General features: G+C 70.5%; 16 protein-coding genes and 1 pseudogene. 9 read left to right on the forward strand and 8 right to left on the reverse strand.

The window, feature by feature from the left end; translation table 11 throughout:
- Window positions 1-2: 2 nt before the first annotated feature.
- Window positions 3-953, reverse strand: coding sequence for a methyltransferase (locus WME89_RS06005; protein ID WP_438008278.1), 951 nt, complete (start codon window positions 951-953; stop codon window positions 3-5).
- A 315-nt stretch (window positions 954-1,268) separates the two neighbouring features.
- Here WME89_RS06005 and WME89_RS06010 point away from each other — a divergent pair, with 315 nt between their 5' ends.
- On the forward strand, window positions 1,269-1,727 hold the full coding sequence (locus WME89_RS06010; protein ID WP_438008279.1) for a MarR family winged helix-turn-helix transcriptional regulator: 459 nt from the start codon (window positions 1,269-1,271) through the stop codon (window positions 1,725-1,727).
- A 60-nt stretch (window positions 1,728-1,787) separates the two neighbouring features.
- Here WME89_RS06010 and WME89_RS06015 read toward each other — a convergent pair whose 3' ends face one another.
- A complete protein-coding gene (locus tag WME89_RS06015; RefSeq protein ID WP_438008280.1) occupies window positions 1,788-4,550 on the reverse strand; it encodes a DUF2961 domain-containing protein in 2,763 nt (920 codons plus the stop codon).
- A gap of 119 nt (window positions 4,551-4,669) precedes the next feature.
- On the opposite strand from WME89_RS06015, the gene WME89_RS06020 reads away from it, so the two are divergent.
- Window positions 4,670-6,088, forward strand: a complete 1,419-nt coding sequence (locus tag WME89_RS06020; RefSeq protein ID WP_438008281.1) for an ADP-ribosylglycohydrolase family protein — start codon at window positions 4,670-4,672, stop codon at window positions 6,086-6,088.
- Between the two features lie 41 nt (window positions 6,089-6,129).
- Here the strand turns inward: WME89_RS06020 and WME89_RS06025 are convergent, their stop codons facing one another.
- Genes WME89_RS06025 through WME89_RS06035 form a run of 3 tightly spaced genes read right to left on the reverse strand, consistent with a single transcriptional unit; the run spans window position 6,130 to window position 9,591 of the window.
- On the reverse strand, window positions 6,130-7,071 hold the full coding sequence (locus WME89_RS06025) for an ABC transporter permease (RefSeq protein WP_438008282.1): 942 nt from the start codon (window positions 7,069-7,071) through the stop codon (window positions 6,130-6,132).
- Entirely contained in the window at window positions 7,068-8,570 is a 1,503-nt protein-coding gene (locus tag WME89_RS06030; protein ID WP_438008283.1) for a sugar ABC transporter ATP-binding protein, read from the reverse strand. The genes WME89_RS06025 and WME89_RS06030 overlap by 4 nt, the downstream gene beginning before the upstream one ends.
- Before the next feature lie 7 nt (window positions 8,571-8,577).
- Window positions 8,578-9,591 (reverse strand): ABC transporter substrate-binding protein, encoded by a 1,014-nt coding sequence (locus WME89_RS06035; protein ID WP_438008284.1) that lies wholly within the window; start codon window positions 9,589-9,591, stop codon window positions 8,578-8,580.
- A 390-nt stretch (window positions 9,592-9,981) separates the two neighbouring features.
- Between WME89_RS06035 and WME89_RS06040 the strand changes: the two genes are divergently transcribed.
- Together WME89_RS06040 and WME89_RS06045 are read left to right on the forward strand one after the other, a co-directional pair.
- Complete coding sequence (locus tag WME89_RS06040) at window positions 9,982-10,698, forward strand: alpha/beta hydrolase family protein (protein ID WP_438008285.1); 717 nt, start codon at window positions 9,982-9,984, stop codon at window positions 10,696-10,698.
- A 73-nt stretch (window positions 10,699-10,771) separates the two neighbouring features.
- The gene (locus WME89_RS06045; protein ID WP_438011904.1) at window positions 10,772-11,581 is read left to right on the forward strand and encodes an aminoglycoside phosphotransferase family protein; all 810 of its coding nucleotides are present in this window, start codon (window positions 10,772-10,774) and stop codon (window positions 11,579-11,581) included.
- Window positions 11,582-11,899: 318 nt separating this feature from the next.
- Here WME89_RS06045 and WME89_RS06050 read toward each other — a convergent pair whose 3' ends face one another.
- Window positions 11,900-12,991 (reverse strand): alpha/beta hydrolase family esterase, encoded by a 1,092-nt coding sequence (locus WME89_RS06050; RefSeq protein WP_438008286.1) that lies wholly within the window; start codon window positions 12,989-12,991, stop codon window positions 11,900-11,902.
- A 784-nt stretch (window positions 12,992-13,775) separates the two neighbouring features.
- Between WME89_RS06050 and WME89_RS06055 the strand changes: the two are divergent.
- From WME89_RS06055 to WME89_RS06070, 4 genes and pseudogenes are all read left to right on the forward strand, one after another.
- A pseudogene (locus WME89_RS06055) lies at window positions 13,776-14,738 on the forward strand (arabinofuranosidase catalytic domain-containing protein); the annotation flags it as partial.
- 243 nt (window positions 14,739-14,981) lie between these two features.
- Window positions 14,982-15,332: a DUF705 domain-containing protein gene (locus tag WME89_RS06060; RefSeq protein ID WP_438008287.1), complete on the forward strand. Its 351-nt coding sequence runs from the start codon at window positions 14,982-14,984 to the stop codon at window positions 15,330-15,332.
- An 823-nt stretch (window positions 15,333-16,155) separates the two neighbouring features.
- Window positions 16,156-17,784, forward strand: a complete 1,629-nt coding sequence (locus tag WME89_RS06065) for a glycoside hydrolase family 43 protein (RefSeq protein ID WP_438008288.1) — start codon at window positions 16,156-16,158, stop codon at window positions 17,782-17,784.
- Window positions 17,785-18,071: 287 nt separating this feature from the next.
- A complete protein-coding gene (locus WME89_RS06070; RefSeq protein ID WP_438008289.1) occupies window positions 18,072-19,289 on the forward strand; it encodes a formylglycine-generating enzyme family protein in 1,218 nt (405 codons plus the stop codon).
- Between the two features lie 118 nt (window positions 19,290-19,407).
- Here WME89_RS06070 and WME89_RS06075 read toward each other — a convergent pair whose 3' ends face one another.
- Both WME89_RS06075 and WME89_RS06080 read right to left on the reverse strand, forming a co-directional pair.
- On the reverse strand, window positions 19,408-21,375 hold the full coding sequence (locus WME89_RS06075; RefSeq protein ID WP_438008290.1) for a RecQ family ATP-dependent DNA helicase: 1,968 nt from the start codon (window positions 21,373-21,375) through the stop codon (window positions 19,408-19,410).
- A gap of 539 nt (window positions 21,376-21,914) precedes the next feature.
- Window positions 21,915-22,856 carry a zinc-binding dehydrogenase gene (locus WME89_RS06080; RefSeq protein WP_438008291.1) on the reverse strand — a complete coding sequence of 314 codons (942 nt, stop codon included), beginning with the start codon at window positions 22,854-22,856 and terminating at the stop codon, window positions 21,915-21,917.
- A gap of 127 nt (window positions 22,857-22,983) precedes the next feature.
- Here WME89_RS06080 and WME89_RS06085 point away from each other — a divergent pair, with 127 nt between their 5' ends.
- A complete protein-coding gene (locus WME89_RS06085; RefSeq protein WP_438008292.1) occupies window positions 22,984-23,931 on the forward strand; it encodes an AraC family transcriptional regulator in 948 nt (315 codons plus the stop codon).
- Window positions 23,932-24,012: the final 81 nt, after the last annotated feature.

Consider the following 24,012-nt stretch of genomic DNA (forward strand, 5'->3'; position numbering starts at 1 on the left):
GGTCATCTCCTCGCCAGGAGGGCGCCGATGGGGCCCGGAGACACGTCGCCATCGCCCGGATCGATGGGAGTCACCGCGCGGAGGCCCGCTTCCTCGAGCCACGCCGTGATCGCGGCGGGGCTGTGCACGCGCGCGCTCTCGGTGCGCAAGGCGAGGCCGAGGGCATAGAGGGCCCGCGCGCGCTCGCGCTCGGGCGTGCCGGCCGCGAGCGCGTCCACGACCAGGAGCGCGCCGCCGGGGGCGACCGCCGCCGCGAGCCGGGCGAGCAGCGCCCTGGCGCGCTCCGGCTGCTCCAGGCGGAGCACGTTGCCGATCACCACCAGATCGAAGCCGCACGCGGGCAGCGGGACAGCGTGCATGTCGCCAGGGAGCGTCGCCACGCGATCGGTGAGGTTCAGCGACGCGGCCCGCGCCGTGAAGGCCTCGAGGACGGCAGGGAAATCAAGGCCGGTCACGTGAGCGCCCGGGAAGCGCTCGGCGATCGAAAGGCCCCAGACGCCCGCGCCGCACCCCACGTCGAGCACGCGCGGGGGCGCCGCCGGGAGCTTCGCGGCGAGAGCGCGCGCGACCGGCGCGACGAGCGCGGCCAGCCCGGAGACGGCGCCGCGGTAGCTCGCCTCGCGCTCGGCGGGCGCGCCGTCCATGCGCGCGATGGGCTGGCCGGTCCGGACGAAGGCCGGCACGTGGCTCCAGACGTTCTCGAGGGGGACGCTGCCCTGCCATTCAGGGCGTCGCATCGACTTCACCCGCGGGCTCGCCTCGAACGCGTCCCCCTCGCGGCAGGCGACGCCGAGCGCCACGAGCGTCTCGAGCACCAGCTGCGTGGCGCGGCGGTCGAGGCCCAGCTCCTCGGCGTACGCCGCCGCCGGCCGCGGCCCCGACCGGAGCGCGCCCACCAGCCCTGTCTCCTGGGCTGTCCAGATCACGCCGGCCGTCGTGAACAGTTCCATCATCTCGGCATCCATCGGTGTTCTCCCTGCTCGTTGAGCAGTTGATGTCGGTAAAGCAAGCTCTCGCCCGGCAAAGCAAGACGGCGCGATGCACACATCACGTCAGGGGCAGATCGCCCCTTCATCGACTCTCGACGTCGATTCACCGCGCGCTTCACGGCGGGCCAGAGGCCGCCCCGGCGCGAGCTCACGCGCCCGCGCGTGCGAGGCCCTGCCGTCGGCCCCCGGGCGCGAGCGCACGTCCGCCCGGGCCTCGGCCGACGAAGGCCGCGCTTTTTCTGTTTACATAGGGTACGATATAAATTAGATTAGGGACCTATGCAAGGAGAAAAGCGGTCGGAGTCGTGGGATCCGACGGCGTCGACCTCGTTCTGGATCAACCACGCCTCGAAGGTGCTCATGCGGCTCCAGGACGGGCGCCTTCGCCCGCTCGGCTTCGGGATGAGGCAGATGCCCGTCTTGCACGCGCTCTCGGACGGCGGATCGATGTCGCAGAAGGAGCTCGCCAGGTTCGCCGGGGTGGAGCAGCCGACGATGGCGGAGATGCTCGCGCGGATGGAGCGCGACGGCGTGGTCGAGCGCGGGCCCGACCCGAAGGACGGGCGCGCGAGCCTGACGTCGCTCACACGGAAGGCGCTCCTCCGGCTGCCGAAGCTGAAGGAAGAGCTCATCGAGGTGGAGCGCGCGGCGACGGCCGGATTCAGCGCGGCGGAGAAGGAGCTGCTGCTGACGCTCTTGCAGCGCGTGGTGAAGAACCTCGGCAGCCTCGAACCGTGACGCTGGAGGCTGCCAGGGCGGGGCTATCCTCCGCCAGTGGAGCGCGGCCGGCGCCGCGGCTCAGAGCCCGAAGAGCTCCTGGAGAAACACGCCGCCCTTCCCGGGCCCCGCGTGCGTGAAGAACAGGCGCCCCGCCTCCTCGACCCACTCCGCCGCGTGCGCGCGCAGCCGGGCGACGGGGCGCGGCGGGAACGTGAACGGCGAGCGCGAGCGGTAGACGAACGTGGCCTCGTCGTGGACAGGGTAGCTCGTGACGGTCAGGTAGAACCACCCGTCCCGCTCGAACACGAACGGAGACTCGGTGTGGCCGCTGTTCGGCATCGCGGTCTCCGGCCCGAGCGTGAGCGCCATCGTCGGCGGGCTCCAGTCGACGAGATCCAGCGACGTGCGGTAAGCGACGCCGCTCCGGCGGCTCTCCAGCGACGCGCAGCGCGTGTAATAGACCACCCACAGGTCGCCGAGCCGGACCAGCATCGGATCGCGGGCGACGCAGATATCCTCGAAGAGCGTGCCTGCCTTGCGGGTCCAGGTGAGACCGTCGCTCGACTGCGCCAGCCGGAAGCCGGAGCGATCGGGGTCGGGCGTGCCCACATGAAAGATCATGTTCAGTCTGCCGTCGCGGTCGCGGACCACGTGCGGGGCCCAGATCCAGCGCTCGTCGGCGAGGGCGCGGGTCGAGAAGCGCTCGGGCGCCAGCGCGAAGCTCGGCGAGGTGGCCTCGACCCAGCGCGCCGGCCCGGGCCCGGGCGCGGTCGCCAGGACGAACGCCCGCTCGTCCTCCGGCCGATACGACTCGGTGTGGAAGATGCCCGTGAGGATCCAGCGGCCGTCGGGGAGCTTCATCACCGAATGGTCGTTCACGTAGAACGGGCCCCCGGGGAGGCGACCAGCGTCGAAGATCTTCACCGCGGGGCCCTGCGTGAGCCGCGGCTCGGGAGGTCCGGAGAAGAACCGCAGCGTGTAACCGCCCTCGCTCCACGGCGCGGGGGAGCTCGTCGCGTCGATCTCGAGGACCGGGCGCTTGCCTGCGCCGCCGCCGCACTGGCCGGGGAGCACGTCGAGCCAGAGCGCGTCCTCCGCGAGCGGCCGGACAGGGTTCGCCTGCATCTCGTGGAGCGCGCCGACGTCCCGCCCGTCGAGCCGCACGCGCGCCGTCTGCGGGGCCTTCGCCGCGGAGTACGCGCGGAGGAGCAAGATCCCGCGCGCCTCGGGCGGGCAATCGACCTCGATCCGGGTGATCCCGCGGCCCTCGCGGGGCTGGAAGGGCCGCTGGAGCTCGGTGCGCTCGGCGTCGAAGGCCGAGGGCGGGAGGGGCAGAGCCCCGCGGATGGGGACCGCCTGCGCGCCGATCACCGGGTGATCCGAGAAGGCGTAGGAGAGGCCCAGCGAGCGCACCCGCAGCGGCGTATAGGCGCCGGTCGGCCCGGCCTCGAAGCCGAAGCGCATGCCGGACCGGCTCACGATCGGGTCGGCCACGTGCAAACGGTACAAGGAATGGATGAATCGGGCTTTCTTCCACCCATTCTCGGGATCGATGATGAGGAAGCGCAGCAGGCCGCTGAACGGGTTGCTGTGCGCGCCCAGGAAATAGTAGCCGCCGTTGAAATAGTCCTCGGTGCCGGTCCCGATCTGCAGGGGATAGGACATCCCGTCGGTCCGGATCATCTCGTCGCCCTCGAGGTACAAGCGGTTGCCCGGGCGGCCGCCGCTGAGGTGCTCGAGGAGGGCGACGAACTGGAGCGGCTCGTCGCTCTCGAAGAGGGGCATCGTCGTCTCGCGCCCGGGCGCCGCCTGATCGCGGTACTGCGCGAGGAGCCGCACGCCGGGGCGGGCTGGCGCGAGATCGACGGCCGCCTCGACCCGCTCGATCGACCCCCCGGGACTGGCCTCGAGCGAGAGCGCCTCTCCCTCGGCCAGCGGGATGGGCAGGCGCGTCGCGAGCCTGGCGGCCCCCGCGGCGTCGGGCGCCCAGGCGGCGTGCAGCGCGCTCCGGAAGGTGGTCCACCCGCCGTCGGCCTCGGCGCTCGCGCTGGCCAGGCCGAAGAAGAAGGACGCGGGCACGGGCGGCTGATTCCCGATCTTCACCTCCAGGTCCTTCAAGCTCGCGGCGGGGATCCGGACGTCGAGACCCGATACGGTCGCGGGGCCCGTCGCCAGGACGAGCGGGGCGCCAGGGGTCGGGGCCTGCAGGGGCGACGGGGAGGGCAGGGCGGCGGTCCAGTCCTCGGTCATGAACCGCGCGAGCTCCTCGGACGTCGGGCCCGCCGCGGCGCCAGGGCCCTCGCGGTAGGTGACCTGGTAATAGATGGGAACGCCCCGGAAACGGACCTTGGCCTCGCTGGACCAGGCGAAAGGGACGTAGCTGGTGAATGCGCCCGAGCTCGCGTCGACGCCGAGGGTGAGGGGCGCCTTCCAGGGGCCCCGGCCCTCGAAGAAATCGCGCGTCGAGCCCCGGAAGGCCGTGCGCCCGTCGATCTCGATCCAGATCTCCTGGCCCGGCTTCTCGAGCTCCGCGCGCGGCGCGGTCATCCAGATCCGCGTGATTCTCCCCTCGCCGCGGGCATGGAACAGCACCCGGTGCTCCCCCTCGACCGCGATCCCCGGGCGATATCCATCGTTGTTGCCGCCCGCGGGATCGTGCGTTGTCACGTTGCGGGTGACCCACCCAGGGTGAAAGGAGAGGAGATGCTCCAGCACCGGAGAGATCGACGCGGCGCCCGGCATGAGGGCGAATGACGCGCCGAGGCAATGGCGGACCGCGCGGGAGACGAGGAGGTCCAGGCGCGCGCCCGCGGCGCGCCGGCCGTGATCGGTGGCATTCATGATCTTGATCTAAGGTCGCGGGCGGCGCCGAGGGAGCGGGCCCGACTCGGCATCTCGCTTGCACTACCGCGCAGCGAGGCAAGGCGCGACCCTGCGGGCGCGCGTCCGAGGGGTAATTCATGCGCACTCGTGGCGAAAGGCGCCCTGTTCAAGCAACGCCCCGCGTCGGGCCTCCTGCGCGCGCGTGCGGCCTGCTGCTCGCGTTCCTCGCGATGACGCCGCTCGCGGGCGCAGGCGACGCGCCGCGCCGCGCGCTCGCCGCGCCGCTCCGCGCGCTCGCCGCGCCTGTAGAGCAACGGGGCGCCCCGGGAATGTCCAGAAGGACGCGGACGCAGCTCGATCGCGCGGCGTACGCCGAGCGGCTCCGCGCGATGTGGATCGGCGCCTGCATTGCCAACTGGACGGGGCTGCGGACCGAGGGCGTCCGCACCGAGCGCCCTTTCTTCACCGACGCAGACTGGGGAAAGGCCCTTGGCCGCGACGGGGCGCGGATCGACTTCGTGCTCCTCGACCCCTGCCTGGCCGACGACGACACCGACATCGAATACGTCTACTTGCACCTCATGACCGAGGCGGGGACGCTCTTCCTCTCTCCAGAGCAGATCCGGGACGGGTGGCGCGCGCACATCAACGATTTCATCTGGGTATCGAACCGGCGGGCGCGCGACCTCATGGAGCGAGGCATGCTGCCCCCCGCCACCAGCGATCCGGCGCTCAACCCCGAGTCGCTGCAGATCGACGCGCAGCTCACCACCGAGATCTTCGGCGCCCTCGCGCCCGGCATGCCGGAGCTCGCGCTGCGGATGGCCGACCTCCCCATCCGGACCACGGCCCGCGATCACGCCGCGCACGCCGCGCAGTTCTACGTGCTCCTCTTCTCGCTCGCGGCCACCGTCGACCCGGAGAAGCCGCGGCGCGAGGAGATCGTGCGCATCGTCCGCGAGGCCAGGAGCTACCTGCCGGACGCGTCGAAGGCCGCCGACGTCATCGACTTCGTGCTCTCCGCGGCGCTGTCGGTCGACGATCCCGACGACTGTTGGGAGAGCGTCCGCGACGCGATCGCGCGCCGCTACCAGGAGCGGGCCCCGGCGCACGGCTTCGTCTATCGAGGGTTCACGGAGTCCGCGATCAACCTGGCGACCGGGACGATGGCCCTCCTGCTCGGCGGCGGCAGCTTCCGGCGCACCGTGCAGATCGGCACGCTCGCCGGGTGGGACTCGGACAACGGCACCGCGACCATGGGCTCGCTCGTGGCGCTGCTCGGCGGGATGGACGAGCTGCGCCGGGCCTTCCCGGGGGCGCGCCTGTCCGAGCGCTACCGTATCCACCGCACGCGCCCCACGCTGCCGGATCGGCTGCCGGAGGACCGCGAGGCCGAGGATACGTTCGCGGAGGTCTCGAGGCGCATGGTCGCGCTGGTCGATCTCGCCGTGCGGGAGGAGGGCGGCCAGGTCGAGCCGACCGGGTGGATGATCGCGCGCCGCCGCTCCTCGCCCGGCACCGCCGCCCCGCGGCGAGGGCCGCCGCCGGGCCCGTGACCGGCGACAGCGCCGCGGGCCGCGCGCGTGGGCGCAGGGCCTCAGCGCGCCGCCGCGCGGGCGCGGCGCGCGCGCCGCACCTTGTCGACGGCGACGGCGACCACGATGATCGCGCCCGTCGCGATCTCCTGCACCCAGCTCGGCAGCCCGAGGTGGACGCCGCCGGTCCGGATGACCGTGATGAGCAGCGCTCCGATCACGCTCCCGGCGATGCTCCCCTCGCCGCCCGAGAGCGGGGCGCCGCCGATGACGACCGCCGCGATGACCTCGAGCTCGAGGCCGATCGAGTCCGTCGGGTCGCCCACCGTCAGCGTCGAGAACTCCATCACGCCCGCGACGCCGGCGAGGAGGCTCGACAGCGTGTACACAGCGATCTTCACGCGACCCGTGTCGATGCCGCACAGCCGCGCCGCGGCCTCGTTGCTGCCGACCGCGAACACGTGGCGCCCGAAGCGCGTGAACGCGAGCACGGCGAAGACGAGGAGCGCGAGGGCCACCGTCAGCCACAGCCCGGGCGCGGCGAGGTCGGCCGAGAGCAGCGCGTCGAGCCCGCGCGGATCGGCGTCGATCTTCTGCTCGGACGCGAGCCCCTTCGCGGCGCCGCGGAGCGCGCTCATCGTGCCCAGCGTCACGACGAAGGGCGTCATCCGCGCCCGCCCCACGAGCGTCCCGGTGAGGACGCCCGCGAGGCCCGCCGCCGCCACGGCGGCGAGCGCGGCCGGGAGCGGCGGCGCCCCCGCGCGCAGGAGCTGCGCGAGGACGACCGTCGTGAACGCGACGAGCGAGCCCGTGGAGAGGTCGATCCCGCCTGTCGCGATGACGAGGGTCATGCCGACGGAGCAGATGCCGACCACCACGGTCTGCCGCGCCATCGTGAGCAGGTTCTGGCTGCGCAGGAACGTGTCGGGCGTGAGCGCCGCGAACAGCGCGTAGACGAGCAGCAGGGCGACGAGCGGACCGACCCACGGCGGGCGCTTCTTCATGAGGAGGCCTCCAGGAGCAGCGACGCTTCGGTCCACGACGACGCTGGCCGCGGCGGCTCCAGCGTCCCTCGACGGAGGACCGCGATGCGATCGCACGTCGTCACGAGCTCGTCGAGCCGGCTCGACACGAGCACGATGGCCTTGCCGGCGGCCGCGAGATCGCGGAGCAGCGAGAGCACCTGCGCCTTGCTCGCGACGTCGATGCCGCGCGTCGGCTCGTCGACGAGGAGCACGTCGACGTCCTCGCGGAGCAGGCGCGCGAGCTGGACCTTCTGCTGGTTGCCGCCCGAGAGCTCGCCGGCGCGCTGCTCCGGCCCTCCGGCGCGGATCGCGAGCTCCTCGATCCAGCGCGACGCCTCCGCGAGGAGCGACCCCGGCGCGGCGAAGCGCGGCGCGCGCGGCGAGAGCCAGATGTTCTCGGCGATCGAGCGGCCGAGCATCAGGCCCTCGCCGCCGCGATCCTCGCTGAGGAGGCCGACGCCGCGGGGCGCGCGCAGCGTGACCGTGCCGCTGCGCTTCGGGTCGAGCCCCGCGAGGACGCGGAGGAGCTCCGTGCGCCCCGAGCCGACGAGGCCGGCGATGCCGAGGATCTCGCCCCGGCGCAGCGTCAGCGAGGCGCGCTCCGGCCGCTTCACGCCGGCGACGTCCTTCGCGTCGAGCACCACCTCGCCGCTGCCCGCGGGCGCGGCCTCGGGCGCCGCGCCCTCGCGCGCCTCCTCGAACGCGCGGCCCAGCATCTCGCGGACGATCTGCGCCGGCGCCGTCTCGCGCGGGTCCCCTTCGCCCGAGACGCGGCCGTCGCGGAGCACCGTGTAGCGGTCCGCGTGCGCGGCCACGTCCGAGAGGAAGTGCGTCACGAGCAGCACCGCGAGCCCGGCGTCTCGCAGGGCGCGGACGCGCTCGAACAGGCGCGCGGCGTCCTCGTGGCCCAGGCTCGAGGTCGGCTCGTCGAGGACGAGGAGCCGCGCCGCGGGCCGTCCGCCCTCGCGGACGCCGCCTTGCGCGAGCGCCCGCGCGATCTCGACGAGCTGCTGATCGGCGACGCCGAGCTCCCCGGCCGGCGCGTCGAGCGGCACGCGGGCCGGGTCGGCGGCGACGAGCGCGATCGCCTCCCGCGCGACGGCGCGTGCGCGGGCGCGGTCCCGGATACCGAGCCGTACGCGCGCGGCCGGCTCGATCCCGAGCACCACGTTGTCGGCGACCGTGAGGTGGGCGCAGAGCGTCCGCTCCTGCGGGACGAGGACGACGCCCGCGCGGCGCGCGCGTTCGGCCGACGCCGGCGCATACGGCGCCCCCCCGAGCAGGACCGTGCCTGCGTCCGCGCGCTCCATGCCGAGCAGGATGCGCGTCAGCGTGCTCTTGCCCGCGCCGTTCTCTCCGAGGAGCGCGTGGATGCTCGCGGGCAGAACCCGCAGCGAGACGTCGCGCAGCACCGCGTTCGGGCCGAACGCCTTCGCGAGGCCCGTCACTTCCAGGAGGGGCGCGCGCGCTCCGGCCACGGGCCGCTCACTCCCCGAGCCACCGGGCGAGGTCGGGCTTCACGATCTCCTTCACCGCCGGATCGTCGAGGTCCTGCCGCGTGACGACGCGCGCGCCCGTGTCGATGCGCCGCTCGACCCGCTCGCCGCGGAGGTGCGCCGCCATCGTCTTCACCGCCTGGTATCCCATGGTGAACGGGTCCTGCACGACGAGCGCCTCGATGTCGCCGTCGCGCAGCGCGCCGAGGAGCTTGTCCGACGCGTCGAAGCCGACGAATTTCACCTTCCTCGCGACGTTCGTCTTGCGGAGCGCCTGGAGCATGCCGAAGGTCGTCGACTCGTTCGGCGTGAACACCCCGGCGATGGTCCCCTCCGCCGCCCGCTGCGCGAGGAGCAGGCTCTCGCTCTTGTTGAACGCCGTCTCCGTCGTCGCGCCGCCGTACTGGTTGTCGCTCGCGATCGTGATCCCGGGCATCGCGCGCACCGCGTCGAGGAAGCCCTTCTCGCGGTTCTGCGTGCTCGCCGAGCCCTCCTGATAGCGGAGCACGACGACATTGCCCTTCCCGCCGATCGCCCTCCCGAGGTGCTCTCCCGCGAGCCTCCCGGCCGCCTGGTTGTCGGTCGCGACGAAGCTCACGTGCTCGTCGCCGGCGAGGTCGGAGTCGAACGCGACGACAGGTATCTTCGCCTGCGCCGCGGCGTGCACCGGCGCCTTGAGCGCCGCGTCGTTGAGCGGCGCGAGGACGATGCCGGACACGCCCTGCGCGACGAAGCTCGAGACGACGTCGATCTGCCCCTTGAGGTCGTCCTCCCTGAGCGGCCCTTTCCACACGATGTCGACATCGAGCTCGCGCGACGCCTTCACCGCGCCCGCGTGAACGCTCTTCCAGAACTCATGGGTTGTCCCCTTCGGCACGACGGCGATGCGGAGTCGAGCGCCGCGCTGCGCGCCGGCGTCGGTCGACATCGCGTCCGAGGGCGCCTTCGAGCACGCGGCGAGGAGGGCGGCCGCGAGAGCGCACGCGAGGACAGGAATGTTCATCGGCGCGAGAGGATAATCGATGGATCGCGGCCGCGCTCGCGCAGGCGAGCAGTTCGTCGGTTCGGATCCGCCGGAGACGATTGTCAGGAGCTGCGCGACGATCCGATGATGCGCGACGGCGGTTCGAGGATCCGATGTTCTGGTGAGGGAAGCGCCGGAGTGGTTGATGAGGCGATCCATTCGACGGTGTGCCCGCGCAAGAAGCACCCGTGCGAGAGCCCGTCGGGCGAGGAGCTGGCCTGCTTCTGCAGGCAGCGACACCCTGCTCGATGCGCTGCAAGCGGTTCGTCACCAGCGGATAGGCTCTCTGGCAGGCTCGCTGTGTCTCCCGACAGCTGGCGGCCAGCGCTCGACCGGACCGAGGTGCGCCTCGACGAGCGGCCGCGATCCATGGCATGGACCGTCCCCATGGCCGAGCGCTCCGTCTCCATCCCGATCCCCGGCAGCAGCCCTGTCTCGGGGGTGCTCCACGCCCCGAGGACGCGGGCGAAGCGCTCCGGTGTGGCCGTGGTGCTCGGCCACGGGGCCGGCAACGACATGCACGCGCCCCTCCTGGTCGACGTCGCCGGGCGGCTCCTGGCGCGCGGGCACACGGTGCTGCGCTTCAACTTCGTCTACAAGGAGCTCGGCCGGAAGGCGCCCGACCGGCCGCCGCTGCTCGAGAAGGCCTACGAGGCGGCGATCGAGCGGATGCTCGAGGAGAGGCCGGAGCGCCTGGTGATCGGCGGCAAGTCGATGGGCGGGCGGATCGCGTCGTTGCTCGCGGCGCGCGGCGTCCGCGCGGACGGGCTCCTGTTCCTCGGCTATCCGCTCCACCCCGCGGGCAAGCGCGCCCCGCTCCGGGACGCGCACCTCCCCGCGATCCCCGCGCCGCTCCTGTTCCTCCAGGGCACGCGCGACGCTCTCTGCGATCTCGCGCTCCTCCGGCCCGTCCTGAAGCGTCTGAAGAAGCGGGCCACCCTGCACGTGATCGAGGGCGGCGATCACTCGCTCGATCTCCTCAAGTCCGCGGGGCGGACCAGGGAGAGCGTGCTCGAGGAGGTCGACCTCGCGATCGACGGCTGGCTGAAGGCCCGGGTCTGCGCCCCCGGCCCGAAGAAGAAGTGACGGCGCCGGCCCGCCGCGCGCTGGCGGGCTCCCTCGCCGGGGTAGTGGACCTTCCTTGCGCGCACCGAGGCCGATGTTCGACACGTACCTGCGTCGATGGGACCTCGTCCCTGATGGCGACCCCATCGTCACCTGGAGCGGACGCCTGCTGCCGGTCCGGCGCGCGGGCGAGCCCGCCATGCTCAAGCTGGCCTTGCAAGAGGAGGAGCGCTTCGGGGGCCTGCTGATGGAGTGGTGGGACGGCGACGGCGCTGCGCGCGTGCTGGCCTGCGAGGGTGACGCCCTCCTGCTGGAGCGCGCGCAGGGGACGAGATCCCTGGCCGAGATGTCCCGCAACGGAGAGGACGACGAGGCGTGCCGCATCCTGTGCGCCGTGGCGGCTCGGCTCCATGCGCCGAGGGCGCGGTCGCTTCCGGAGCTGATCCCGCTCACGCGCTGGTTCCGGGACCTCGAGCCCGCGGCGGCGGCCCACGGCGGCATCCTCGTGCGCTGCCTCGAGGCCGCCTGCGCCCTGCTCGCGGCGCCTCGCGAGGTCGTCGTGCTTCATGGCGATCTCCACCACGGCAATGTGCTGGACTTCGGCGGTCGCGGCTGGCTGGCGATCGACCCCAAGCGGCTCGTGGGCGAGCGCAGCTTCGACTTCGCCAACCTCTTCACCAACCCGGACCTGGCCGATCCAAGCCGCCCGGTCGCGACGGAGCCCGGGCGGTTCTCACGACGGCTGGAGATCGTGGCCGAGGCGGCCGGCCTCGAGCGGACACGCCTGCTGCGCTGGGTGCTCGCGTGGACCGGCCTGTCGGCGGCCTGGTTCCTGAAGGACGGCGGCTCGCCCGCCGTCGCTCTGCGCGTGGCGGCGCTGGCGGCCGCGGAGCTGGACCGATGAGGGCGGGTCGGAGGGGCTTGTCTCGCGCGTCAGAAATCCCGCCAGAAAAACCGATTGATGACGAGCGGTCGCCGGAAAAAGTCGCAATTTGAGAGCGGGGTGGGCGATACCTACGACTCCGGGAGCATCCAGCGCGGGGCGGGAGGCGACACGCTGAACGGCGGCACGCCTCGATGGCGACCGACTCACCAACGGCGCCGACGGCGACGTGTGCCTCGTAGAGGCCGCCGACTCCGCCGCCAACTGCGAGCTTTGACGGCGTCGCCCGGCGACCGCCTCCCCATCGTCGTTGCGCCCGACGCAGTCCTCGACTCGAAATCAGAATTGCGTGATGAATTTCCACGCCTCGGGGGCGTTCCAGCTCGTCGATTGCCCCGGGTCCTTCGGCTCCCAGCCGTGCGGGCCGTCGAACACGCAGTACTTGGTGGGGTGACCTGCGGAGCAGCCCTTGTACTCGGTACACGTGTGGGGCTGGCCAGCTGCCGGGAAGGTGGTCGCCGACGGCTCCTCCATGCAGCCGTTGACCTTCGCGAATTCGGCTTGCTTGACGCGACCGCTGGTCGGCAGGGGGGGGCCGCTGCTGTCACCGCTGGCTTGCGACGCGTAGTAGGCGATCGGCTTGGTCAACGTCGCCGTGCAGGAGCCCGTGAGATCTGCCCCCGAAAAGAAGGCGACGCCTCGGAACACGTCCGCGCGGGTGCAGGCGAGAGCCAACGACATCGCTCCCCCGAAGCTGAAGCCGGTGGCGAAGATCCGAGTTTTGTCGATGCAGAGATCTCCCTCGAGCTCCTCCAGGATCGCGTCCGTCAGCTCTACGTCCGACTTGCTCCAGGAACCGGCGCCGTTCGCGGCGTCCGGCGCGACGAAGATGGTGGTAGCTCCAGTGTCGAGCGTCGCCATCGTGAAGTAGTTCCGGTCCGCCACCGACATGGCGGAGGAGCCGGACTCCGCGAAGGCGAACACGAGCCGATACGGCTTGTCCTTGTCGTAATCGCTCGGCACGCGAAGGATGTACTTGCGAGAGGCGCCGCCGAACGAGATGTCGATCGTGCCGTTTTGCAGAGTCTTCGCTTTGCCGCAGCCAGCGCTCTTGACCGCGTCCGTCCCGGTCGCGCCGCCTGCGCTGCCGCCGCTGCCGTCCGCGCCGCCACCAGCACCGCCGGAATCGGAGCCACCCGACGCGGCGTCGGCGCCGCCTGCGGCCGCTCCGCCCGCGCCCGCGGAGCCGGGCTGGCCACCGCCCGGGGTGCTGCCCGTGCTCGCGGCGTTACCACCGGCGCCCGCCTGCGCATGGCCGCCCGCGCCTGCGACCCCCGGTTCTTCCGATGGAGGGGTGCTGCTCGACGAACAAGCAACACCCGAGAGTGAGAGCAGGGCGAGGACCAGGGAGGAGCAACGGGCGCTTGTCATCGGTAACAACTCCGCGCGCGCGAAGGGCGCGACTGGGACTCGACCCTAGCTCATGGCCTCCCGACCAGCAATGGATTGAGGCGCTCCGGTTCAGTTGTGAAGCAACAGCTCAAAATTGGTGCGTCACCATACCGGCCGCGACGGTATCGTTGCCCCATGCACGCAGCAGGAGGAACGTTGAGCGCGACATCCGGACCGAGACCGGAACGGAGTTGTTCGCCTTCATCGGATCGAGGACAGCGGCAGGCCGGTCGATTGGAATTGACATCCGGGATGTGAGCGCTCACATTGCTCTGGAGGGGCCTCCTTCTGCTTCAGCGACCTCAGGTCCCGCTCGGCTCGATCAGCGACCCGAATCGCGGAGAGACGCGATGGGGACGACTGTCGTCGTTCGCTCGGGGCAAACCGGCGTCGCTACGGGCGCCACTGGCCCGTAGCACGGTGGCCAAGTCAGGTGGCCACTTGGCTCTGCGAGCTCCATTCACTCGCCGATAGCGCCCGATCAGGAGAAGCGATGAAAAAGACGCTACTGCTCACATTCGTATTGGCCGCACAAGGCTTGAGCTGCACCGCTGACAACCCCGGAGCCGAGAAGCCCACAGAGACCGGAGACGCTGGCGGGGCAACTGGAGGAGGCGGTGGCGGCAGCGCAGCAAGCGGCGGAGCGGGGAGCGGCGGAGCGGGGGGCGGCGGCGGTGCAGCAAGCGGCGGAGCGGGGGGCGGCGGCGGCGCAGCGAGCGGCGGAGTGGGGGGCACTGGCGGTTCCGGTGACGCGAACGCATCGACCGGGCCGTGCGATCTTTACGCGAGCGGCGGCACGCCGTGTGTTGCCGCCCATAGCACAGTGCGCGCCCTGTTCGGAGCCTACGCCGGAAAGCTCTACCAAGTCCGGCGTGCCTCGGACAACGCGACCAAGGACATCTCCGTGCTGAAAGCCGGGGGCCCCGCCGATTCCGCGCCACAGGACGCGTTCTGCGCCGAGACCTCGTGCGTGATCACGGTGCTCTACGACCAATCCGGGCACGGGAATGACCTCTGGTACCAGGGCTCGGACGTGGTGCCCGGCTCACCGAGGAGCAGCCCAGCGAAGGCCACCACGGAGTCGCTGCAGGTCAGCGGGAGCAAGGTCTACTCGCTTTACATCAACCCCGGCAACAGCTACTGGCGCGACGGCCATACCACCGGCGTTCCGACGGGCAGCGCGCCGGAAGGCCTGTATATGGTGACGAGCGGCATCCACGTCAACGGCGGGTGCTGCTTTGACTATGGCAACAGCGAGACCACCCGCAAGGCCGACAGAGCTGGCGCCATGGACGCCATCAACTTCAGCAAGCAGTGTTGGTTTGGAGGCTGCTCCGGCACCGGTCCGTGGGTGCAGGCCGACCTGGAGTGGGGTCTGTTTCCGGGCGGCAGCAGCAACTGGAACCCGAATCAAAAGGCGTTTCCGCACAAGTTCGTCACTGCGATCCTGAAGAACGACGGGACTACGCGCTTCGCGCTGAAGGGCGGCGACGCCCAGTCGGGCGGTCTGACCAAGCTTTACGAGGGCTCGCTGCCGCCCAACTATAGCCCGATGAAGAAGCAAGGCGCCATCGTGCTCGGCAGTGGTGGCGATTGCTGCAAGCCCGACGGCGGCGCGAACGACAGCGCGGGTACGTTTTACGAGGGCGCGATCGCCGCCGGCTACCCGAGCGACGCTACGGAGGACGCGCTCCAAAACAACATCATTGCGGCTGGCTATGAGTGAGGGGCACCGATGGAGTGTCTAGCGCTGCTGCGGGAGGTTCATCGCGGAAAGAGAGGGGCCGCCAAGAACGCCAAGAACGCCAAGTTCACAGGGAGTGAGCTACACGCCTGACGCCCGTACGGAGGAGGGCCACCTTGAAGGTGATCAAGAGGCCAAGTCCGCCAGAAGAGCTCACACACTCTCTGACCATTCCAGGGAATACCTTGACAATCGCCTGCGTCACGGGTTAGACGGAAGGTTGTCATGGATGCGAAGCACCTCGTGGTCTACGTCGACGTCGACGATACGCTCGTCCGCTCCTTCGGTTCGAAACGGATCCCGATGTCCGCGGTCGTCGAGCACGTCCGCCAGCTCCATGAACAGGGGTTCGTGCTGTATTGCCGGAGCACGGGTGGAGCCGACTACGCCGAAAACGCCGCGCGCGAGCTTGGCATCGAGCGTTGCTTCACGGGCTTCCTGCCCAAGCCCGACATCCTCATCGATGATCAGACGCCCGCCGACTGGCGCGGGCTCGTGTGCGTGCATCCGAACGAAGCAGTATCGAAGAGCGCGCACGACTACGCCGGCATGGTTGCCGCGGGGAGAGGCGTCTGACACGGCGATGACGGCGGACTGGCTTCGCCGGACGCTTGGCGCCTGGCGCTCGCCTCCCGGCACAGCCTCGTGCTTGCCGGCATCACTTTCCGGATGCCTCCGGGGCGCCTCGGCACGCAACCGCCGCGCGCGGGCGATCCCAGTAGAGACTGCGGGCACTGGCGAGCCGCAAGGCTCCGGCAGCGAGTCGCCTTAGCAGCAGCGGCGGCGAGGCGCCGGCGCAGTCCCGCAAACGCCTGTTCGTCATGTCAACTGCTGGTCGTTGGCGACATCCGGCGTCTCCTGATCCGGTGAAGGGCAAGCTCAACCACGCCATCACAGCCTGAAGATGTGACCGCTCACATCGGCGACGCCACTCCAGATCGTCCGATCGTGGGGCGAGCTCCTGGCCGGAGGGCGCGCTCGGGTCGCCGCGCACGAGAGGCGATACCCAGGGCGCCGGACGCCTGCGGCATCGAGCGCCAGCCGTCCGTGCGCAGGTAGGCATCGAGCGCATCGTGCCGGCGATCACCGCGGTCTGGCGCCCCCCCCGGTGACGCGGCGCCCCGGAGGAGCCCGCCGGCGTTGGCCTCCCTTCGGGCCTCGAGGATCCCGCTCGGGCCGGTCGATTGCGTTTGACACCAGGAATGTGATCGTTCACATTTCGAAAGGGGTATACCTGTGCTTTGCCCTGGGTGGGTCGTCCTGCGTGTCTTTGCGCGGGCTACCCTCTCCTCTGATGGCGCCTCCGTCGAGTCGGCACCAAGGGTGCGGGGCGCCAGCAATTCCGCTCGCGAGAGGTTTCAACGTGCGCCTGAACACAACGTGGTACCGAGCAAGAAGAATGACCCTGCCGGCGATGGCGCTGGCCATCGTCGCCGCGATTCCCTCTGCCGCTCGGGCGGACAACCCGATCGTGCAGACCTCCTACACGGCCGACCCCGCTCCCATGGTGCACGAAGGCAGGTTGTACCTTTACACGTCCCACGACGAGGACGTCTCGGTAAACAACTTCTACACCATGAACGACTGGAGGCTGTACTCCACCACGGACATGGTCAACTGGACGGATCACGGCTCGGTCGCGAGCTACAGGACCTTCAGCTGGGGAACCGGCGATGCGTGGGCGCCGCAGGGTGTCGCCAGGAACGGCAAGTACTATCTCTACGTGCCGCTGAACAACGCCACCGGCGCGAGGATCGGCGTGGGCGTATCGGACAATGTGGCAGGCCCGTTCATGGACCCGCTGGGGAAGGAGCTGGCCGCGACCGGATCCGGCAACATCGACCCGACGGTGTTCGTCGATGACGATGGACAGGCCTACATGTACTGGGGGAACGGCACCCTCCGGTACGTGAAGCTGAACTCGGACATGACCAGCACCTCGGGAAGCATCACCAACGCGCCGTTGAGTGGCTTCACCGAGGGGCCGTGGTTCTACAAGCGAGGGTCGCTGTACTACCTCGTCTACGCCGGCATGGGCGGCGGGAGCGAGAAGATCAGCTACGCGACCAGCAACAGTCCGACCGGGCCCTGGAACATCCGCGGCGACATCATGGGCGCTGGCCGCACCTTCACCAATCACGCCGGCATCGTCGACTACAAGGGGCACTCGTATTTCTTCTATCACAACAGCGCATTGCCGGGCGGCGGTGACTTCAAGCGCTCGGTGTGCGTGGAGGAGTTCACCTACGGCGCCGACGGCAGCATTCCCGGGCTCACGATGACCACGACGGGACCGTCCGCGGTCGCCACGCTGGATCCGTTCAAGCAAGTCGAGGCCGAGACCATCGCCTTCTCGTCCGGGCTCAAGACCGAGGTGTGCACCGACACCGGCGCCGGCCTGAACGTCACGTCCATCGGCAATGGCGACTACATCAAGGTGAAGGAGGTCGATTTCCTGGACGGCGTGACCTCCTTCGAGGCTCGGGTGTCGTCCGCAGCCAGCAACGCGAAGATCGAGCTCCACCTCGACAGCGAGACCGGCACGCTGCTCGGGACGTGTGACGTCTCGGGCGCGTCGTCCTGGACCACCAAGACCTGTGCGGTCAGCGGGGGCAGCGGGAAACACGACCTGTTCCTGAAGTTCGTCGGTGGCAACGGCGACCTCTTCAAGTTCAACTGGTGGCGGTTCACCGGACCCACCATGCCGGATGGCGGGGACGGCGGAGGCGGCGGCGGCGAGGTCGGCGGCTCGGGCCAGGGAACGGGCGGCAGCGGTGGCAGCGCCGACGCCGGGGCCACGACCTCGGGCAGCGGCGGCTCGGCCACCGGAGGCACCGGCGGAACGACCGGCACCGCTGGCTCGGGCAGCGGCGGCAGCGCCGCTTCCTCCGGCGGGAACGACGCGGCCGGCGCCGACGCAGACGGCTCGTGCGATTGCCGGGCGGGCGCGAGCACTGGGAACGGCGGACGCGCCGCCGCTCTCTGGCTGGTCGCTTCTGCGCTCGTTCTTCGGCGTCGGCGCCGGTAGGCGCTCGCGATCCGGTCGCTGATCGCTGCGAACGGCCGGCATCGTAAGGCAACGTGATCGGACGAGAAGGCGCTTGTTCTTCTCGTCCGCCGTCCTGACGCCCGACCTCGAGAGCTGGCAGGTGCGCATCCGGGGCGAAGGAAGCGCTAACGTTTCGGAGACGTCGAGCCCCAGCTGCGGGAGCTGCCCCGTCCACCACGAAGGCGGTCGCGGAGTGCGCGCGGCTATGGCGGACACGCAAGCGTTTTGTTGACATCGTCAGTGCCGGCGAACGACCCTCGAGCGCCATGGCAGGCGAGAGGTTCGCGGGCGGGTGGTCGACGGCGGCCGTGGTCGGGCTTGCGGCTTCCGCATGCGGCGGCTGCGCGCAAATCCTCGACGTGGACTGGGGCAGCTACACGGACGCCGGGGGAGGGGGCGGCACGGGCGGCAGCCTCGGAAGCGGAGGCGCTGCGAGGACCGGCGGCGGGGCTGGCGAGAGCGCGGCAGGTGAAGGTGGCCGCCCGGCGATCGTCTGTGTTCCAGGCCGCGACAGGCAGTGCTCCGGGAATACGCCGCAGCGCTGCAATGACGCCGGCCAATGGGAGGATGAGGCGCCGTGTCGCGCGGAGACGCCAGCGTGCAGCGGAGGGGCGTGCACGTTCCGGAGCTGCGCCGGGTTGCAGGCGACCTGCGGGCCAGCTGGCAAGGAAAGCTGCTGCGCGAGCGCGGCGGTGCCCGGAGGGAACTTCACCCGGTGGGACCAGGCAACAGAACATTCTGCGACGGTGAGCGGGTTCTTGCTGGATCGGTTCGAGGTGACGGTGGGGCGATTCCGTAGGTTCGTGGAGGCGTACCCCGGGAGCATGCCGGCGCCGACGGCGGGGGCGCATCCAAAGATCGATGGAAGCGGGTGGGATGCGGGCTGGAACGACAGATTGCCTGTGGACGCGGCGGCGCTGAAGGCTGCGGTGATTTGTAACGCGGACAGACAGGCATGGACGGATGAGGCCGGGGACCATGAGCGCCTGCCGATGAACTGCCTCAGCTGGTACGTGGCGTTCGCATTCTGCTCATGGGATGGAGGCCGGCTGCCCACGGAAGCGGAGTGGCATTACGCGGCGGCAGGTGGCGACGAGCAGCGGCCGTATCCTTGGTCTGACCTGGCGAGCGATGACAGGATCGATACAAGCTACGCGGTGTACGACTGCGCCGGGGACGGGTCTGCATCCGGCTCGTGTGCGCTCAGTGATCTCCAGCCGGTCGGGTCGCGGTCGACGAAGGGGGATGGGCGGTGGGAGCAGGCGGACCTGGCCGGGAACGTGTGGGAGTGGGTCCTGGACTGGCACACAGCCTACCCGGCAGACTGTAATGATTGTGCCGGTACAGCCGCTGCCTCGCTCAGGGTCACGCGGGGCGGGAGCTATCACGATGGTGCGTCATCCCTGCTCTCGTCCCGCCGCGGCGGCCTTGACCCTTCGAGCCGCTACGCTGACGGCGGGGCGAGGTGCGCGAGGACGCCGTAGTCCACCTCGGGGAGGAGGCAGCATGGGAACGTGGCGCCCCGAGGTCGATCATCCCCCCGGTGGCACGCGGAGCTCGAGCAGCCGACCGGGCGGCGCTGCGGGGCGGCGCCGGCCTTGATCAGGTCGCCGCTGCGGCGCCGACGAGGCGGGGAAGTCCGGCGCACCAGTCGAGCACCTCGGCGAACCGGCGCGTGATGAGGACGCCGAAGAGCGGATCGCGCGCGAGCTTGGCCTGGGTGGTCGCCGGGCTCGAGAGGCCGCAGAGGAAACGCGCCGCCTGGCGAGGATGGCCCAGGGCGCGCGCGTGCGCCGCGCGCAGGGCCGTGAACGCGGCGACGTCGAGCCCCACCGGCATCGGCGGCGCGTGCGCCGGCTCCGGCAGCGTCACGGAGACGCCGGTGCGGCAGAAGGTGCAGCGCCCGCACGCGGCGTCGAGGCGTTCGCCGAAGTACGCGGCGAGCGCGGCGGCGTGACAGCGCTCCGAGGTGAGCAGCTCGATCACCTGCCGCACGCGCGCGATCTCGGCGTCCTCGCGCTTCGCGAAGCGCGTCAGGAGCTCGCCGACGAGGGCGCCCGCGTCGTCCGTCGAGGCGACGCGCACGAAGCGGTGCCGGATGTCCGACGCCTTGAGCTCCGCGAGCCCCTGCCGCTCGAGGTACTCGAGCGCGCGCACCACCCGCTCGCGCGGCTGCTCCAGCGCGGCGGCGGCGGCGGCCGGGTCGACCGCGTACAGGACTCGCCCCTTCTTCGCATGGCCGAAGAGCGCCTCGAGGAACTGCGCCGGCTCGCCCTTCACCGACGCGATGACCTCCTCGAGCTTGCGGTGGAGCCGCACCTCGTAGCCGGCGTAGTACGGCGTGAGCTGCCGGACCGCGCCCATCAGCTCGAGGTAGGTCAGCGCGGTGCGGAGCACGAGCGGCCGGACGTCGTGGCGCGTCCCCAGCGCGTGCAGGGCGAGCTCCACCTGGGGCGCGGCCAGCACGGCGCCGACCACCCCGTGGAGCGCGTCCTCGGTCGGCGTGTCGCCGTAGGCGAAGTTCTCGAGGACCGGCAGATCGTCGCCGCACACGAAGACCTCGACCACCGAGTGCGCCTGATCCCTGCCGGCGCGGCCGATCTCCTGGCTGTAACTCTCGAGGCTCTTCGGGAGATTGTAATGATCGACATAACGCACGTCGGGCTTGTCGATCCCCATCCCGAACGCAATGGTGGCGACCACGATGCCGCGGTCGCTCTGCATCCAGTCGTCCTGCACGCGCGCGCGCTCCGCCGCCTCCATCCCGGCGTGGTACGCGCGCGCCGGCAGCCCCGCAGAAGCGAGCTTCTCGGCCACGTGCTCGGCGGTCTTCTGGAGCGTGACATAGACGATGGTGGAGCCGGGCGGCCGGGATCGCAGGCGCTCGACCAGGACCCGGTCGCGCGCGGCCGCGCTCACCGCCGTCGCGCGGAGCTCGAGGTTCGGTCGGTAGAAGCCGGTGATGACCGTGTGCTCCTCGCGGATGCCGAATGTGGCGCAGACGTCGCGCACGACCCCGGGCGTCGCGGTGGCCGTCAGCGCGAGCACGCGCGGCACGCCGAGCGCCCGGGCGGTGTCCGCGAGCCTCAGGTAGTCGGGGCGGAAGTTGTGTCCCCACTCGGAGATGCAGTGCGCCTCGTCCACCGCGAAGAGGGCAATCTTGAGCTCTTTCAGCAGCGCCATGAACCGCTCGCTCACGAACCGCTCGGGGGCGACATAGAGCAGCTTCGTCTTGCCCGAGCGCAGATCCCTGTGCGCCTCCGCCGCGTCGTCGGCCGACAGCGACGAGTCGAGCCGGACCGCGGCGATGCCGCGCGTGCTGAGGAAATCGATCTGATCCTTCATCAGCGCGATCAGCGGAGAGATGACGATCGTGACCCCGTCGAGCAGGAGCGCGGGGAGCTGGTAGCAGAGCGATTTGCCGCCGCCTGTCGGGAAGACCGCGAGCGCGCTGTGGCCCGAGAGCAAGGCATCCATGACCGCGCGCTGGCCTGGGCGAAGCTCGCGGAAGCCGAACCGCGCCTCGAGGACGTCGAGCAGATCGGGGGCGGATGGCGGGGGCTGGTTCAAGGTGGCATCCTACACCTCGCTCGCGCCGAGGGACACCCCGTCGTCGCGCGCGGCGCGCGACGACCGACGCGGCGCTGTTTGAAGGAGGACAGCCGGGCGTTCTGCGGCGAGGCCCACGCGACGACGAGCCGCCGCCGGTCCCCGCCCCGTCGACTGAGCTCCGATCGCGATCACCGGACTTCGGGCCTGTCGCCGAGCTCCGCGTCCTGCTCCGCCGGCTCAACGTCTACCGCAGCCGCGTGGTCACCCTGGGCGAGACCACGGACGGCGTCTCGCCCTCAACCAAGATCGAGCTCCAGAGCCTCCCGCGGCTCGAGCGCGACGCGCTCATCCTGCCCGAGGCGCCGCTCGCGCGGCTTGAGCGATCGACCATCGGCTTCTCCCGGCACAGAGAGACCCTGCTCGCCTCGGGGCGACGCCTGAAACCGCCATGACGCCAAGGGCGCCAAGAAATCAGGGTAAATAGAAGGGATCTGGCGAGCGGCAAGGCCCCGGCAGCGGAGTCGAGCGACCATGCGCAGGGGCTTCGCGGCTTGATGTCAGGGCACGAGGATGTAGCGAGCGTCCGGATCACCGGTCCAGGCATCGACCACGGCTCGCAGCGGCAGGCTGGTGAACGACGTGTTGAATCCGGCGGCAGGAGCAGCTGCGAGCAATTCGCCAGCACCGGCCAGGAGCTCTTTGACGGCCACGCTGCCGATGCCGCTTCCGATCAGCTCCAGACCCGTGCTGCGCAGCATGTCGCCGCGGATGGCGATCTCATCGCCTGCCACGGTGCCGAGCTGCACGTAGCGCAGGCGCGGCTCGCCCGCTCGAGAGCCGCGGTCCCTGGTCGCTGCCCTCAGGACGCGAACGGCGGGCTCGCCCCAGACGAAATCGAGCACGACGTCGACCCCTTGGTCGAACTGCGCGCGCAGCGCGCTGTCCGCGTCATCGTTCAGGGCGATCTTCACGTCTGCGGCCAGACGCTCGAGCTTCGCCTCATCACGACCGACCGCGATGACCTTGCTCGCGCCGAGATATCGGGCGGTCTGGAGCGCCATGCTGCCCGCAGCACCTGTCGCGCCGATGACAAGCACGGTTTCACCAGTCTGAAGCCTGGCCCGCCGTGAAAACGCGATCCACGACGCCAGCCCCGCCGTGGCGACGGCCGCCGCGCGCTCGCTGGACAGGTTCTCGGGTACCGGCACCATCATGTGGCTTGCGACGAGTGATTTCTCCGCCATGGAGCCGAAGGGCGCCTTCGGGAACAGGAAGTAGACGCGGCGCCCCGTTCCGTCGATCCCGACGCCGTCGACCCCCGGCACGAATCCAGCGGACGCGCCGCTCGCATAGTGCCTGCCCGAGGCCAGGCCCCTCACGATCGGGCTGAGCGCGGCGGCGCGCACCGTGAGCACGGCTTCGCCGTCGCCGGCCTCTGGCTCACGAAAGTCCTGGAACGACGGCGGGACGCCGAATGAATTCACGACTGCAGCTTTCATGCTGTTTGCCTCCAGAGAGATGTCCAGGGGTCCCCTCGCGGAGACCTGTCGCTTCTGTGTAGACAGGGTGAGCAGGACGATCCATGCTCGAAAGTCGGAATTTTGTTCGCGATCGTCCGAGGGGCGCATGGATCCACTTTCCGAGGTTCTCTCCCTGCTGAAGCCTCACAGCTACATCACTGCGGGCTTTGACGCCGGCGGGGCATGGGCGCTCACGCTCGATGACCTGGCTGGCCGCATCAAGTGCTATGCCGTCATCAAGGGCACCTGCTGGCTGGCGATGCAAGGCATCGACGCGCCGGTACGGCTCCAGTCAGGCGAGTGCTTCGTCCTGCCCAGCGGACGGCCAGTGAGGATCGGCAGCGATCTGGGCGTCGAGCCGAGAAGGGCGAGCGAGGTGCTCGACCCCAACCGCAGCGGCGAGGTCGTCACCTATAACGGCGGCGGCGACGTGTTTCTGGTCGGCAGTCGCTTCGAAGTGAACGGCCGGCACGCCGAGGTGCTGCTTCGGACGATGCCGCCTCTCATGCAAGTCGAGACTTCGGGCGATCGCGCGAGGCTGAGATGGTCGATCGAGCTCATGATGGAGGAGCTGCGGGAGGCCCGGCCAGGCTCGTCGCTGGTGGCGCAACAGCTTGCGCACATGATGCTGGTGCAGGCGCTTCGCCTGTATCTGTCCGAGCGTTCACACAACGACGTCGGATGGTTTGCAGCCCTCGCCGATCCTCAACTGATCGCGGCGCTCGGAGCGATACACGCGGATCCAGCGTTCCCCTGGACCTTGCAGGAGCTGGCCGCGCGGGCTGGTATGTCGCGTTCGATCTTCGCCGAGCGCTTTCGCGCGCGGGTCGGGGAGACGCCGATCGCCTATCTCACGCGCTGGAGGATGATGCTGGCGGGAGAAAAGCTCATCCACGGTCGTGACACGTTGGCGCGAATCGCGGGGTCGCTCGGCTATGAGTCCGAGCACGCGTTCAACACGGCGTTCAAGCGCGTCATGGGCATCTCCCCGAGGCGATACGCCCGAGCCGGAGCCGAAGGGACCTCCGGCGTCTCGAAGAAGGACGCAACCTGAGCAGCGCCCTGTACGCCCTGGAGGACGGCGAGTCCGGCGGCAACGGCGTCTACCGCTACGGCAGCGCCGGCTTCCCCACGA

The sequence above is a fragment of the Sorangium sp. So ce321 genome, from assembly GCF_051530195.1.
Classification (GTDB): Bacteria; Myxococcota_A; Polyangia; order Polyangiales; family Polyangiaceae; genus Sorangium.